The following is a 14,030-nucleotide window of genomic DNA, read 5'->3' as shown; positions in this document are numbered from 1 at the left end:
TAGCGTGAGAGGTAGGGACGGGGAGGTCGCCATGTCCACTGGGGGAGCGGCGGGACGCATCGCCGGACTGCTCGAGCGGCTGCTGGGACGGCCGCTGCCGCTGGGCATCCGCACCTGGGACGGCGCGCACGCCGGGCCCGCGGACGGCCCGGTGCTGGTCATCCGGTCCCGCCGGGCGCTGCGCCGACTGCTTTGGCAGCCCGACGAGATCGGTCTCGCGCGGGCGTGGGTGGCCGGCGAGATCGACGTCGAGGGCGACCTCGACGCCGCGCTGACCAGTCTCGACGACACTCTGCGGAAGCTGGGTGACCGTGGCCGGTTCACCGCCGCCGACCGCGCCGAGGTGATCCGCCTCGCGGTCGTCCTCGGTGCCGTCGGGCCGCCGCTGAAGCCGCCGCCCGAGGAGGTCGTGCTGGCCGGCGACCGTCACTCCAAGCGCCGCGACCGGGCCGCCATCAGCCACCACTACGACGTCGGGAACGACTTCTACGAGCTGGTCCTGGGCCCGTCGATGGTCTACTCGTGCGCCTACTGGGCCGACGGCGCCGCGCTCGAGGACGCGCAGCGGGCCAAGAACGAGCTGATCTGCCAGAAGCTGGGGCTGCGGTCCGGCATGCGGCTGCTCGACGTCGGCTCCGGCTGGGGGTCGCTCGTCCTGCACGCCGCCGAGTACCACGGCGTCGAGGCGGTCGGCGTCACGCTCTCGGTGCCGCAGGCCGAGTACGCCAAGCAGCGGGTCGCCGACGCCGGGCTGTCCGGCGCCATCGAGATCCGCGTGCAGGACTGGCGCGACGTCGCCGACGGCCCGTACGACGCCATCGCCAGCGTCGGCATGGCCGAGCACCTGGGCGCGGCGACGTGGCCCGAGTACGCGGACCGGCTGTACGGCCTGCTGCGGCCCGGCGGGCGGCTGCTCAACCACCAGATCGTGCGGTCCGGGCGGCCCCGTGCGGGCGGGCTGGCGCGGCCGCGGCGCACGTTCATCGACGCGTACGTCTTCCCCGACGGCGAGCTGATCCCGATCGGCGACGTCGTCGGCCGGCTGGAGGCGGGCGGGTTCGAGGTGCGCGACGTGCAGGCGCTGCGCGAGCACTACGCGCGGACGCTGCGCGCGTGGGTGGCGAACCTGGAACGCGGCTGGCACCGCGCCGTCGACCTGGCTGGTGAGGGCCGGTCCCGGGTGTGGCGCCTCTACATGGCGGCGTCGGCCATCTCCTTCGACGCCGCCCGCATCGGCGTCGACCAGGTGCTGGCGGTGCGCCCACATCGCGACGGCCGAAGTGACCTCCCCCTGGTGCGTCCGGTTGGATGGAGCCTGTGAGCCTCATCGCCGTCACCGTCATCGGACACGACCGCCCCGGCATCATCGCCGACGCCACCGCCGGACTCGCCGGTCTGGGCCTGAACCTCGAAGACTCCACCATGACCCTGCTGCGCGGTCACTTCGCCATGATGCTGATCTGCTCCGGCGACCGGTCACCGGAGCAGGTGCGGGAGGCGCTGGCTCCGCTGGCCGCCGACGGACGGCTCCAGGTGTCGGCCGCCGCCGTGCCCGACGAGGACGGCGCCGGGTCCCGGTCGCTGCGCCCGTACGTGCTCACCGTCCACGGCGGCGACCGTCCCGGCATCGTGTCCGCGGTGACGGGCGTGCTGGCGGCCGCCGGCGGCAACATCACCGACCTCACGACCCGGCTGACCGGCGACCTCTACGTCGCCGTCGCCGAGGTCGACCTGCCCGCCGAAGCCGACGCGGACGCCGTCGCCGCCTCCCTGCGCGATGCCGGCGCCGAGCTGGGCGTCGGTGTCACGCTGCGGCCGCAGGAGACCGACGTCCTGTGAGCATCGCCGACTGGACCGAGGTCGACCTCGGGGTGCCCGGCCGCGTCCGCTCCGTCGTCGCCGCCCCTGACTCCGTCCTCTCCACACCGTCGCCGCTGGTCGACCCGGCTTCGCCGGAGATCGTGCAGCTGGCCGCCGACCTCGTCGCCACCATGCGCGTCTCTCCCGGCTGCGTCGGCCTCGCCGCCTGCCAGGTCGGCGTCGCCGCCCACCTCTTCGCCGTCGACGTCAGCCAGCACCCGAAGACCCGCACCAACCACGGCACGTTCGTGCTCTGCAACGCCGAGGTGGTCGAGGCGTCCCGTAAGGAGAAGGGCCGCGAGGGCTGCATGTCCGTCCCCGACCTCACCGGCGACGTCAAGCGCGCCACCCGGCTGACGGTCCGCGGACTGCTGCCCGGCAGCGGCGAGGAGTTAACCGTCGAGACCGACGCGTTCGAGGCCAGGGCGTTGCAGCACGAGATTGACCACTGTGCGGGCTTCCTCTTCCTCGACCGTGTGGCCGGCGCTCACGCCGTCTTCCCGCGGCAGACCTACCTGTAGCCGTCCCCGGTGCTCAGACCGGGTGACACGTGATCCAATCGTGTCCGATATGGGAGGGTTCGTCAGGAGACAGGCGGCCTGCCGGGCGCAATACTGTGTGCGGCCCCCGTAGCCCAATCGGCAGAGGCACTGGCCTTAAAAGCCAGACAGTGTCGGTTCAAGTCCGACCGGGGGCACCCGCACGACCCGACCGTCGCGCGCTCAGTACTTGTTGCGGTTGGGCAGGCCGAGCTCCTCGCGGAAGCCGTTCTCGGTGTAGTCGAAGTCGTAGTCGGGATCGATCTGCTCGTCGGTGTCGCCGTCGTCGTCGTGGTCCCACGGGAGGCCGACGTTCTGGCGCTCGATCAGCGGGGTGCCGTCGGAGTAGTCCTGGCCGTCGAACTGGTCGCTCTCGCCGCTGCGGTACTGGTTGATGTGGCCGAGCTCGTGGAAGAAGAACACCGACGGCGGGGTGATGTCGTAGTCCTCGGTGTAGCCCATGTCGTAGCCGGGCGAGGTGTGGTTGACGTCGAGTTCGACGCGGAAGTCGTCGCCGGAGTAGGAGGCGCTGTTGTTGCCGCCGGGGTGCTCGGCGATGGTGACCTTGTCCTTGCCGTACCCGAGGAAGCCGGAGTTGTCGTAGTGCTCGCCCATGCGGTCGAGCATCTTCTGGCCGGTCGGGCTGGACGCCATCATGTGGAGGTCGGCGAGCACGCGGTCCTTGAACTCCTGCGAGCCGCCCACCTCGAACTGCATCCAGCGCAGGTACTCCTCCTCGGACGGGATCTCGACGATGACGACGGTCTCGCCGCCGGGCGAGACATCGCCCTCCTCCATGTAGACCGTGTCGTCGCCGAACTCGCCGTCGATGGTGTCCTTGCCGCCGCCGGCGTAGATGGTGTCGTTGGCGTTGCCGCCGAAGATGCGGTCGTCGCCGTAGCCGCCGGAGATGGTGTCGTGGTGGTCGCCGCCGAAGATGCGGTCGTCGCCCGTGGCGCCCTCGAGGTAGTCGCGTCCGTCGCCGCCGAGGATGACGTCGTTGCCGTCCATGCCGTAGATGACGTCGTCGCCGAGCCGGCCGGCCAGGACGTCGTTGCCGGCGCCGCCGTCGACGTAATCGTCGTCGCGGCCGCCGCTGATGAAGTCGTCGCCGGTGCCGGTCTCGATGGTGTCGATGCCGTCGCCGCCGAACGTCTCGATGTCGCCGTCGGTGCCCTGGGCGGAGACGGAGTCGTCGCCGCCGCCGGTGGCGAACCGCACGTGCACCTCGGTGCCGCGCGGCACCAGGATCTCGTCGTTGCCGTCGCCGGTGTTGATGACGACCTCTTCGCCGGCCGCGATGCGCTGGGTGGTGGAGACGCCCGCGGCGTCGGTGATGGTGACCACGGTCTCGCCGGTGTTGGGGTCGACGTTCACCACGACCTTGTCGTTGCCGTCGCCCGTGGTGATGACGGTGGTGCCGTCGAGGGAGGTGGTCTGGACGCCGTACGTGGCGCCGGTCGGGATGGTCCAGCCGGGGTCGGTGCCGTCGGCGGCGTCGGACCACGCCTCCGCCAGCGCGTAGAGGTCGCGGCCCAGTTCGAGCAGCGTGGCGTCGCGGGTGCGCATCAGCGTGATGGCGTCGTCGACGATGCCCTGGGCGGTGTCGAACTCGGTCTGGACGTGGCTCAGGTCGTCGTCGTCCTTCCACGGCGTGAACGTGACCATGCCGTTGGCGCGCTCGGCGGACTTCAGGCCGGCCGCCGCGCGGGCGAAGCTGGCATCGAGCTCGTCCTGGGCGTCGTGCACGTCGGTCTTGAGCTGGCCGAGAAGGTCGGCGATGCCTCCGTAGGCGTCGGACGCGTCGCCGAGGACCGTCGCGACCTCCGTGGCGTGCGCGAAGTAGCTGTCGGCCATCGAGCACTCCCAGTTGAGGCGCAGTTCGGCCTCGCGGTTGCGCTGGTTCGTGGCCTCGGTGCCGAAATCGGTCGCGAGCGTGCGCCAGGCCTGCTGGGCGGTGTCGAGGAACCCGGTGTCGGCCTGGAGGTCCCAGACGTCGGGGTGCGTGACGGTCATCGTTCGCCTCCGGTGGTCAGGATCCGGCGCCGAGGGCGTCCGGCGGGAGGTCGGCGGGCGTCGAACAGACGAGCCGGCGGTCGGGGGTGTGGTCGGCCATGGTGGGTTCGCCGCTCTCACCGGGGTCGGGGGCGACCTGGACGCAGAACGACCAGGACGTGGCGTCGTCGGGGAGCGTGCTCGGTCCGGGCACCTCGAAGGTGCCGGCGTCGGGGGCGATGCGCCGCAGCGGGGTCAGCGTGAACGCGCGGCCGGTGACGGTCTCGCCGGGCTCGAGGCGCACCGCGGGCGCGCGGTACGCGGTGCCGGTGTCGCCGCCCGTGGTGGCGAACACCTCCTTGGTGACGAGGATCTGCCCGGCGTCGTCGGCGTACACCCAGCTGGACTCGTCGGTGTCCGGCAGCGGGACGTCGACCTCCGGCGTGATGTCGGCCGGCCGCCGCTGCACCACGAGCACGGCGACGTCGGCGTTGTTGGTGACGGTGTAGTCGGCGACCAGACCGGACGTGCCCGGCGGGTACTCGGGCCCGGTGGGCGCGCCGGCACCGAGTTGCGCGTCGAGGGCGACGTCGAGCGCGGCCGGCGGCGCCGTCGTCTGGTCGCCGGCAGGCTCGTCGTCGCCGCCACAGCCGGCCAGGGCCGTCACGGCGACCGCCGCCGTGAGCGCTCGCCCCAGGCGCATCGCGGGTCCTCTCGTCGTGGCATCGTCGTCGTCACTTCGACGCGTCACGGCTTCCTGCGGTTCAGGACCTCGTCGATGTCGCGAGAGGCGCGCTGGATGTTCTCGCCGTCGGACTCGAGGACGGCGCAGAGGTTCTCGATCAGCCGCGCGGACGAGTAGATGGCGGTGCTGTAACTCTCGTGGATCATCACGCCGACGGTGGCCTGCCCGAGCGACCCGCGGTCGAACGTGCTCTGCTCGCCCACACCGGCGCCGGACTCGGTGAGATCGCGCGACGAGGTCATCATGTTGTTGCCGACGTCGTTGAGCGTCTCAGGGTTGGCCTTGACCTTGCTCATGACATCGTCCCCCGCGTTCCGGTCGGTTTGTCACGTTGGGCCGATCTTAACCGGTGCGGGCGGGTGCGGCAGGCGCCGCTAGCGACGCGCGCGGCGTTCGCCCAGCGCCTCGACGCTCTGCTCGACCCGCCGCTGCCGGGTCTCGGGCTTCTTGGCCTGCTCGACCCATTCGGTGTAGCCGCGCTGCTGGCTCGGCGTGAGCCCGGCGAAGAAGGCCCGCGCCTCGGGTGCGACGGCGAGGGCCGCCCGCAGGTCGTCGGGGACGGCGACCGGCGCGGGCTCGGCCGCGAGCTCGATCTCGACGTCCAGGCGGTCGCCGGCCGCGATACCGGCGGCGTCGCGGACGGCCGCGCTGACCGGGATCATGACCTGGCCGGACATCGTGCCCAGAGTGATCTGGAAGGTGTAGGCGTTGAGTGTGACGTCGACGCGTGGCCGGCGGCCGCCGCCCAGGCCCTCGACGACGTGGTCGGGCACGGGGATGCCGGTGGCCGTCTTCCCGTTGAGTCGCACCTCGGCGTCGAACCGCACCAGCCACCGCCTCCGCTCTCGCGACCAGGACGGCACGGTATCGCACCGTGACATATCGTCGTCGGTGAGATGAACCCACGATCGACGTTGCGGGCCACCGGCATGCGCAAGGCCTACCGCGACCTCGTCGTGTTCGACGACCTGGAGCTGGCGGTGCCTGGCGGCGGCATCCTCGCCCTGACCGGGCCGAACGGCACCGGGAAGTCGACCCTGCTGGAGTGCCTGGCCGGCGCGGCCCCGCTGGACGCGGGCGTGATCGAGGTCGGCGGGGAGCGGTCCGAGCCGTCGTCGGCAGGGCACTGGCGGGCCGTGTTCGGCATCCTCGACGACTTCACCTGGCTGCCCGACCTCACGGTGGCCGACCACCTGACGCTGATGGCGCCGGGGCTCACGCAGGCGGAGCTGGCGGGGGCGCTGGACGCGTTCGGCGTCGCCGCGCTGGGGCGGCGGATGCCCGACTCGCTCAGCTCCGGCCAGCGCCGCCGGGCCGCGTTGGCGGCGGCCCGGGTGCGGCCGTGGCGGGTGCTGCTGCTCGACGAGCCGGAACAGCACCTCGACGCGGCCGGGGTGGAGACGCTGGCGGACGAGCTGACGGCGCTGGCGACGCCCGATCGGTGCATCGTGCTGGCCAGTCACTCCGGCGCGCTGGTCGACCGGCTCGGCTGCGCCGTCCTCGACCTCACGCCGGACCGGGCGTGAGGCCCCGCTCCAAGGGCGACTGGTACGAGGTCCTCCTCGGCGTCGCGCTGGCCGCGATGGTCCTGTACGCCCTCGGCAACAGCGGCGTGCCGCGGCTGCTGACCGACGCCGAGGAGCGGGGGCATTCGGCGGCCTGGGTGGCCGTCGCGCTGCTCGGGTTCGTCCTCAGCGCCTGGACGGCCGGCTGGTCCTTCGTCGGGCCGGTCGCGCTGACCGCCGCCCGGCTGCACTGGGTGTCCTGGCGGCGGCCGGACGTCGCCATCCGCGCGGCCGGCCGGCGGGCGCTGCTGGTCTCGGTGGTGGCCGGGGCGGTCGTCGCGGTGACGGCGGGCCTGGCGCTGGACGCCGCGGAGCTGCCGTCCGTCGTCCCGGCGGTGGCGGTGTGGACGGCGCTGCAACTGCTCCTGCTGGTGGCCGTCCAGCTGCAGCGGCGCGACCTCGACCGGACGGCCCGCCTGCTCCCGATCGCGTTCGGCGCGGCCGCCGTGGTCATCGCCGCCGCCGAGGCGTGGGGCGCGGTCGCGGCGACGGTGACGGCATGCGTCGCCGCGGTGGCGGGTGCGGCCGCCGTCGTGACCGGGGGCGGTGTGGCCCGCCGCCGTGACGCGGTCGCGGAGCTGACGCCGCGCTGGCAGCTGCTCCGCGGCGCCCGGCACCGGTGGGCGATCGTCGCGGGCATCACGCTGATGGACGGCGACGTCGTCCGGATCGTCCGCAACCGCGACGCCAAGGCGACCAAGCGGGCGCTGCCCGCGGCCGTGTTCCGCGGGCCGCGCCCGGTCGGCCTGGCCGCGGCGGCGTTCCTGCGCGGCCTGCCGGCGGCGCTGACGATCGGCGCCGTCGCCGTGCCGATCGCGTTCGCCGCGCACGAGATCCTGGGGCTCACCCCGGCGCTCGTCGTCGTCGTGCTGGCCGAGCTGGTCGTCACCCGCGTCACCGCCCGGGCCGCGGAGGCGTGGCTGGCCTCGCCCGCGCTGCCGCGCATCTGGGGTTTGGACGGCAACGGCCCGGCCGCGGCGCTGGCCGCGCCCGCCGTCGTCGTCTGCGCGGTCATCGCCGCGACGGTGACGGCCGGGTTGTCGCTGCCGGCGCAGGCCGGGCTGGCGCTCGCCGCGCTGCCGGTGGCCGTCGTCCTGCGCCGGCGATCCGCGCGCCGGCCCGACGCCGGCCTGACGGTCATCGCGACGCCGATGGGTGCCGTCCCCGTCCAGACCGTCGACCGGGTCGTCGCGGGCCCGGACGTCGCGTTCGTCGCGCTGCTGGTCGCGCACTGGTTGAGCGCCTGAGCGCGGTGCGGGGTTGTGGGGTTCGGACAACCCGCACCCCGAGACCTTGTATCCGGGGCGGCGGGATGGGGCGGCCTTCGCCTGACAGGGTCGAATGGTGCCAGACATCTCCCGTATCGCGATCGTCAACCGGGGAGAGGCCGCGATGCGGCTCATCCACGCCGTCCGGGATCTCAACGCCCGCTCCGGACCCGCGGACGACGCCACGGCGGTGCGGACGATCGCGCTGCACACCGACGTCGACGCGACGGCGGCGTTCGTCCGGGAGGCCGACGAGGCGTACCTGCTGGGCCCGGCCGCCCGCCGGCCCTACCTGGACCTCGCCCGGCTGGAGCAGGCCCTGATCGACGTCCGCGCCGACGCGGTCTGGGTCGGCTGGGGCTTCGTCGCCGAGGACCCGAGCTTCGCCGACCTGTGCGAGAAGCTCGGCATCACCTTCGTCGGGCCGAGCGCGGAGGCGATGCGCCGGCTGGGCGACAAGATCGGCTCCAAGCTGATCGCCGAGGAGGTCGGTGTCCCGGTCGCGCCGTGGAGCGGCGGCGGCGTCGACACCCTCGACGACGCGCTGGCCGCGGCCGAGCGGATCGGCTACCCGCTGATGCTGAAGGCCAGCGCCGGCGGCGGCGGTCGTGGCATCCGCAAGATCACGTCGCCGGCCGAGCTGACCGAGGCGTACCAGCGCACCCGCGACGAGGCCGAGCGCGCGTTCGGCAGCGGCGTCGTGTTCCTGGAGCGGCTGGTCACCGGTGCCCGGCACGTCGAGGTGCAGGTCATCGCGGACGGGCAGGGCACGGCGTGGGCGGTCGGCGTCCGCGACTGCTCGATCCAGCGCCGCAACCAGAAGGTGATCGAGGAGTCCGCCTCGCCGCTGCTGCCGCCTGACGGCGTTGCCGAGGTGAAGGCCGCGGCCGAGCGGCTGGCGCTCGCCGTCGGGTACGCCGGGGCCGGCACGGTCGAGTTCCTGTACCACCCGGGTGAGCGGTCGTTCGCGTTCCTGGAGGTGAACACCCGGCTGCAGGTCGAGCACCCGATCACCGAGGAGGTGACCGGGCTGGACCTCGTCCGGCTGCAGCTGCGGATCGCCGCCGGGACGCCGCTCACGGGTGAGCGTCCGGCCGAGCGCGGCCATGCCGTCGAGGCGCGGCTGAACGCCGAGGACCCGGACCGCGACTTCGCGCCGGCGCCGGGCCGGATCAGCCGGCTGGAGTTCCCCACCGGCCCGGGCATCCGGGTCGACACCGGTGTCGCCGAGGGCGACACCATCCCGGCCGACTTCGACTCGATGATCGCCAAGATCATCGCCTACGGCTCGGACCGGGCGGAGGCGCTGGCCCGGCTGCGGCGCGCGCTGAGCGAGACCACCGTGGTGATCGACGGCGGCGCCACCAACAAGAGCTTCGCCCTGGACCTGCTCGACCAGCCCGAGGTGACCGGGCCGTTCGACGCGGACGGCGGCGTCGTCGGGGCGCCGGGCGTGGTCTGCGCGGACACCGGCTGGATCGACCGCGTCCGCACCGAGGGCCGGTTGGTGTCGCGGCGGCACGCCGGGGTGGCGCTGGTCGCGGCCGCGATCGAGGCGTACGAGGAGGCCGAGCGGGTCGAGGTGGCCCGGTTCCTGGAGACCGCCCGTGGCGGCCGGCCGCAGACCCAGCACGAGCCCGGCCAGCTGATCGAGCTGGACCTGCGCGGCGTCCGGTCGACGCTGACGGTGCGGCAGAGCGCGGCCGACGCCTACCAGGTCGGGCTGGTCGACGCCGACGGCGTGCAGCAGCTGGTCGAGGCGCGGCTGGACCGGCTGGACGAGGTGCACGGCCGGCTGCACGTCGGCGAGCACACGTTCCGGCTGGTGACGGCGGCCCATCCGCCGGTGCACCTCGTCGAGGTCGACGGCGTCGCGCACCGGATCAGCCGCGACGAGGGCGGCATGCTGCGCGCTCCGGCGCCCGCGCTGGTCGTCGCGACACCTGTCGCCGTCGGTGACGAGGTCGCGGCCGGCGCGCCGGTGCTGGTGCTGGAGTCGATGAAGATGGAGACGGTGCTGCCCGCGCCGTTCGCCGGCCGGGTCCGCGAGCTGGTGGTCCGCGCCGGCAGCCAGGTCGAGACCGGCGCACCGCTGGCCCGGCTGGAGCCGATCGGCGAGCCGTCCGCGGCGCCGGCGGAGGACCAGCGGCCCGGCGACGACCCGGCCGCCGAGGTGGCCGCGCTGCGCCCCGTCCGGACCGAGCGCACGCAGGCCATCGCCGCGCTGAACCGGCTGCGCGGCCTGCTGATGGGCTTCGACGTCGACCCGGAGCAGCGGCGCGCGGCCATCGCCGACCACCTGCGGCTGCGCGACCACCTCGCCGACGACCGGCCCGGCGTGCTGCGCGCCGAGATGCGGTTGCTCTGGCTGTTCACCGACTTCGCCGAGCTCAGCCGCAACCGGCCGGCCCGCGACGAGGGCAACACCGAACTGCGCGTGCACAGCACCCGCGAGCACTTCCATACCTTCCTCCAGTCACTGGACCCCGAGCGCGGCGGACTGCCGGAGCAGTTCCGCGAGCGGCTGCTGCGGGTGCTGCGGCACTACGGCGTCACCGACCTGGAGCGCACGCCGGAGCTGGCGGAGGCGCTGTTCCGGGTCTTCCTGGCGCAGCAGCACACCGAGACCGATGTCGAGATCGCCACGTCGATCCTGCAGGTCTGGCTGGCCGAGTCGCGGCCGGCGACCGGGCTGGCCCGGGCCGCGCGCGGCGAGCTGGAGCGGCTGGTCCGGGCGACCCAGCTGCGCTTCCCCGTCGTCGGCGACCTCGCGCGGTCGATCCGGTTCCGCTGGTTCGACCAGCCGCTGGTGGACGCCGAGCGGCGGCAGGTGCTGGACGGCGTCGCCGACGAGGTGCGCGCGCTGACCGCGGCCGACGCGCCGGACCGGGAGCAGCGGATCGAGGCGCTGGCGCAGATCCCGGAGCAGCTGGTCGGCTTCCTCCGCGACCGGATGTTCGAGCGCTTCCCGGCGGCGGAGCCGCTGCTGGAGGTGCTGATCCGCCGGCACTACCGCGAGTACGCGATGCACGACCTCACCGTGACGGACATCGCCGGCCGTCCCGTCGTGGCCGCCGAGTTCCACTCCGAGGAGCACGGCTCGACCCGGGTGATCTCCACCATCGCCGACATCGCCGAGCTGTCCGCGGGCGGCGCCCTGGCCGCCGGGATCGGCGCCGCGCTGGCCGGCGACCACGAGAACGTCGTCGAGATCTACCTGCGCTGGCCCGGCATGCCGGAGGACCCGCAGGAGACCTCGGACCGGTTGAACGAGCTGATCGCCGCCCAGCCGTACGCGGCCCGGGCCCGTCGTGTCTCGGTGGCGGCCTGCCCGGAGCCGGACCGCGGCGTCGACTACTTCACCTTCCGCCCGGTGGCAGGCGCGGTGGAGTTCGCGCTGGCCGAGGACGATCTCGTCCGCGGCATGCACCCGATGGTGGGCCGCCGGCTGAACCTGTGGCGGCTGACCGAGTTCGACGTGACCCGGCTGGAGGCGCCGGGCGACGTGATCCTCTACGAGGCGGTCGCGAAGACCAACCCGGCGGACCGGCGGCTGGTCGCCTGCGCCCAGGTGCGGCAGCTCGCGGTGGTCCGCGACGAGGCCGGCAAGGTGATCGGCCTGCCGCACGCCGAGCGGGCGGTCGAGCAGTGCCTGGAGGCGATCCGCCGGGTCCGCACCGCGCGGGGTCGCGCGGGCGCGCGGCTGGACCAGAACCACGTCTGGGTCACCGTCTGGCCGGTGGTGGAGGCCGACGTCGACCAGCTGGCCGCGCTGCAGGCCAAGATCACGCCGCTGAGCGAGGGCGCCGGGCTGGAGGAGGTGCTGGCCCAGGGCCGCATCGCCGCTCCGGACGGCACCGTGCACCCGATCTCGATCCGGTTCCACGCCCAGCCCGGCGCCGGCACCGTCGCCGACATCATCGCGCCGCCGACGACCCCGCTGGCGCCGCTGGACGACTACGCGGGCAAGGTGCTGCGGGCCCGCCGCCGCGGCCTGGTCTACCCGTACGAGCTGGAGTCGGTGCTGGCCGGCGAGGGCACGCTCACCGAGCTCGACCTGACCGAGGCCGGCGCGCTGGTCGAGGTGGACCGGCCGCGCGGGCGCAACAGCGCCGGGATCATCGTCGCGAAGGTGACGACGCCGACGCCGCTCTACCCCGAGGGCGTGACCCGGATCGTGCTCTGCGGCGACCCGACGAAGTCGCTCGGCGCGCTGGCCGAGGCCGAGTGCGCGCGGGTGATCGCGGCCCTGGACCTCGCCGAGGAACTGGGCGTGCCGCTGGAGTGGTTCGCGCTGTCCGCGGGCGCCCGGGTGGCGATGGACTCCGGCACCGAGAACATGGACTGGGTGGCGGCGGCGCTGCGGCGCATCGTCGAGTTCACCCAGCGCGGCGGCGAGATCAACGTCGTGGTGGCCGGCATCAACGTCGGCGCGCAGCCGTACTGGAACGCCGAGGCGACCATGCTGATGCACACCCGCGGCGTGCTGATCATGACCCCGGACTCGGCGATGGTGCTCACCGGCAAGCAGACGCTGGACTTCTCCGGCAGCGTGTCGGCCGAGGACAACTACGGCATCGGCGGCTACGACCGCGTCATGGGGCCGAACGGGCAGGCGCAGTACTGGGTGCCGAACCTGGCCGAGGCGCTCGGCGTCCTGATGGCGCACTACGAGCAGACGTACGTGCTGCCGGGGGAGACGGCGCCCCGGGTCGCCGTCAGCACCGACCCCGACGACCGGGACATCTCCACCCACCCGCACGGCGGCGAGTTCGGCACCGTCGGCGACGTGTTCTCCGCCGCCGCCAACCCGGACCGGAAGAAGCCGTTCGACATCCGGGCGGTGCTGCGCGCCGTCGCCGACGCCGACGCGCCGCTGCGCGAGCGGTGGGCCGGGATGGCCGACGCCGAGACGGCCGTCGTCACCGACACCCGGCTCGGCGGGCACTCCGTCAGCCTGATCGGGATCGAGTCCAAGCCGGTGCCGCGGCGCGGCTTCCCGCCCACCGACGGCCCGGACACCTACACCGCGGGCACGCTGTTCCCGCGGTCGTCGAAGAAGATCGCCCGGGCCATCAACGCCGCGTCGGGCAACCGGCCGCTGGTGGTGCTGGCGAACCTGTCCGGTTTCGACGGGTCGCCGGAGTCGATGCGCAACCTGCAACTGGAGTACGGCGCGGAGATCGGCCGGGCGGTCGTCAACTTCCGCGGCCCGATCGTGTTCTGCGTGATCTCCCGCTACCACGGCGGCGCGTTCGTGGTGTTCTCGAAGCGGCTCAACCCGCGGATGACCGTGCTGGCGCTGGAGGGCTCCTACGCCTCGGTGCTCGGCGGCGCGCCCGCCGCGGCCGTCGTGTTCGCGGCCGAGGTCGACAAGCGGGCCGCGGCCGACCCGGCGGTGGGCGCCCTGGAGCGCAAGATCGGCGAGGCCACGAACGGCGAGCGCGCCCCGCTGCTGGTCGAGCTGGCCGAGCTGCGGGCGGCGCTGCGGGCCGAGAAGATCTCCGAGGTCGCGGCCGAGTTCGACCGCGTCCACGACATCCGGCGGGCGGTCGAGGTCGGCTCGGTCGACGAGGTCGTCTCGGTCGCGCAGCTGCGGCCGAAGATCATCGCCGCGATCCGCCGAGGGCTGGAGTAGTCCCGGCCGCGTCCAACGATGTGGGGATCGCTGCGTGATCGATGGGAGAACGCTGTCGTGTCCGCGACAGTGATGTCGCGTCGTTTCCGCAGCGATCTCACATCGATCCCCGCATCGTTGGGCGCGGCGATTGTGCGCCCGCCGGGCACGTCACTGGGTGGGATCACTGTGCTTGGTGGGTGGCGTGGCTGTTGCCAGGGCAACAGTGATCCACCCCACCCGGCGCAGCGGCTCCACACAGTGAGGTGGGGATCGTGCGAAGGGGACGCGCCGGCCACGGTTCCGCCCGTCTGCGCACCTCACACCACCGGCTCGGCGGTCCGAGGCTGGACGTGACCTAGCACGCCGAAAATGCCGCGTTTGTGGCACGATCCGGCGTGCCAAGGCTGCTCGAGGCCGCCCGAGATCATCCGGACTCGG

General features: G+C 73.5%; 10 protein-coding genes and 1 tRNA gene. 7 read left to right on the top strand and 4 right to left on the bottom strand.

The window, feature by feature from the left end; translation table 11 throughout:
* The first annotated feature begins 31 nt into the window (after positions 1–31).
* From ACW62_RS07995 to ACW62_RS07980, 4 genes are all read left to right on the top strand, one after another.
* Entirely contained in the window at positions 32–1,321 is a 1,290-nt protein-coding gene (locus tag ACW62_RS07995) for an SAM-dependent methyltransferase (RefSeq protein WP_053203527.1), read from the top strand.
* A complete protein-coding gene (locus tag ACW62_RS07990; protein ID WP_053203526.1) occupies positions 1,318–1,839 on the top strand; it encodes a glycine cleavage system transcriptional repressor in 522 nt (173 codons plus the stop codon). Before ACW62_RS07995 ends, ACW62_RS07990 begins: the two co-directional genes overlap by 4 nt.
* On the top strand, positions 1,836–2,381 hold the full coding sequence (locus ACW62_RS07985) for a peptide deformylase (RefSeq protein WP_053203525.1): 546 nt from the start codon (positions 1,836–1,838) through the stop codon (positions 2,379–2,381). The genes ACW62_RS07990 and ACW62_RS07985 overlap by 4 nt, the downstream gene beginning before the upstream one ends.
* Before the next feature lie 102 nt (positions 2,382–2,483).
* A tRNA-Leu gene (locus ACW62_RS07980) sits at positions 2,484–2,557 on the top strand.
* A gap of 25 nt (positions 2,558–2,582) precedes the next feature.
* On the opposite strand, the gene ACW62_RS07975 is transcribed toward ACW62_RS07980, so the two are convergent.
* The 4 genes from ACW62_RS07975 to ACW62_RS07960 form a co-directional block, all read right to left on the bottom strand.
* Positions 2,583–4,415, bottom strand: a complete 1,833-nt coding sequence (locus ACW62_RS07975) for a M91 family zinc metallopeptidase (RefSeq protein WP_053203524.1) — start codon at positions 4,413–4,415, stop codon at positions 2,583–2,585.
* A 16-nt stretch (positions 4,416–4,431) separates the two neighbouring features.
* The gene (locus tag ACW62_RS07970; RefSeq protein ID WP_053203523.1) at positions 4,432–5,097 is read right to left on the bottom strand and encodes a hypothetical protein; all 666 of its coding nucleotides are present in this window, start codon (positions 5,095–5,097) and stop codon (positions 4,432–4,434) included.
* A 44-nt stretch (positions 5,098–5,141) separates the two neighbouring features.
* A complete protein-coding gene (locus ACW62_RS07965; RefSeq protein ID WP_053203522.1) occupies positions 5,142–5,435 on the bottom strand; it encodes a hypothetical protein in 294 nt (97 codons plus the stop codon).
* Positions 5,436–5,513: 78 nt separating this feature from the next.
* Positions 5,514–5,966: a YdeI/OmpD-associated family protein gene (locus ACW62_RS07960; RefSeq protein ID WP_053203521.1), complete on the bottom strand. Its 453-nt coding sequence runs from the start codon at positions 5,964–5,966 to the stop codon at positions 5,514–5,516.
* 69 nt (positions 5,967–6,035) lie between these two features.
* On the opposite strand from ACW62_RS07960, the gene ACW62_RS07955 reads away from it, so the two are divergent.
* From ACW62_RS07955 to ACW62_RS07945, 3 genes are all read left to right on the top strand, one after another.
* On the top strand, positions 6,036–6,665 hold the full coding sequence (locus ACW62_RS07955; RefSeq protein WP_083459415.1) for an ABC transporter ATP-binding protein: 630 nt from the start codon (positions 6,036–6,038) through the stop codon (positions 6,663–6,665).
* Positions 6,662–7,951 (top strand): hypothetical protein, encoded by a 1,290-nt coding sequence (locus tag ACW62_RS07950; protein ID WP_053203519.1) that lies wholly within the window; start codon positions 6,662–6,664, stop codon positions 7,949–7,951. The genes ACW62_RS07955 and ACW62_RS07950 overlap by 4 nt, the downstream gene beginning before the upstream one ends.
* A gap of 145 nt (positions 7,952–8,096) precedes the next feature.
* A complete protein-coding gene (locus ACW62_RS07945) occupies positions 8,097–13,610 on the top strand; it encodes an ATP-binding protein (RefSeq protein ID WP_205629205.1) in 5,514 nt (1,837 codons plus the stop codon).
* Positions 13,611–14,030: the final 420 nt, after the last annotated feature.

Origin of the sequence: Jiangella muralis (genome assembly GCF_001270745.1) — a bacterium.
In the GTDB taxonomy this organism is placed as follows: Bacteria; Actinomycetota; Actinomycetes; order Jiangellales; family Jiangellaceae; genus Jiangella; species Jiangella muralis.
Note: the sequence above shows the minus strand (reverse complement) of the source record. Positions and strands in the feature narration are given on the sequence as shown.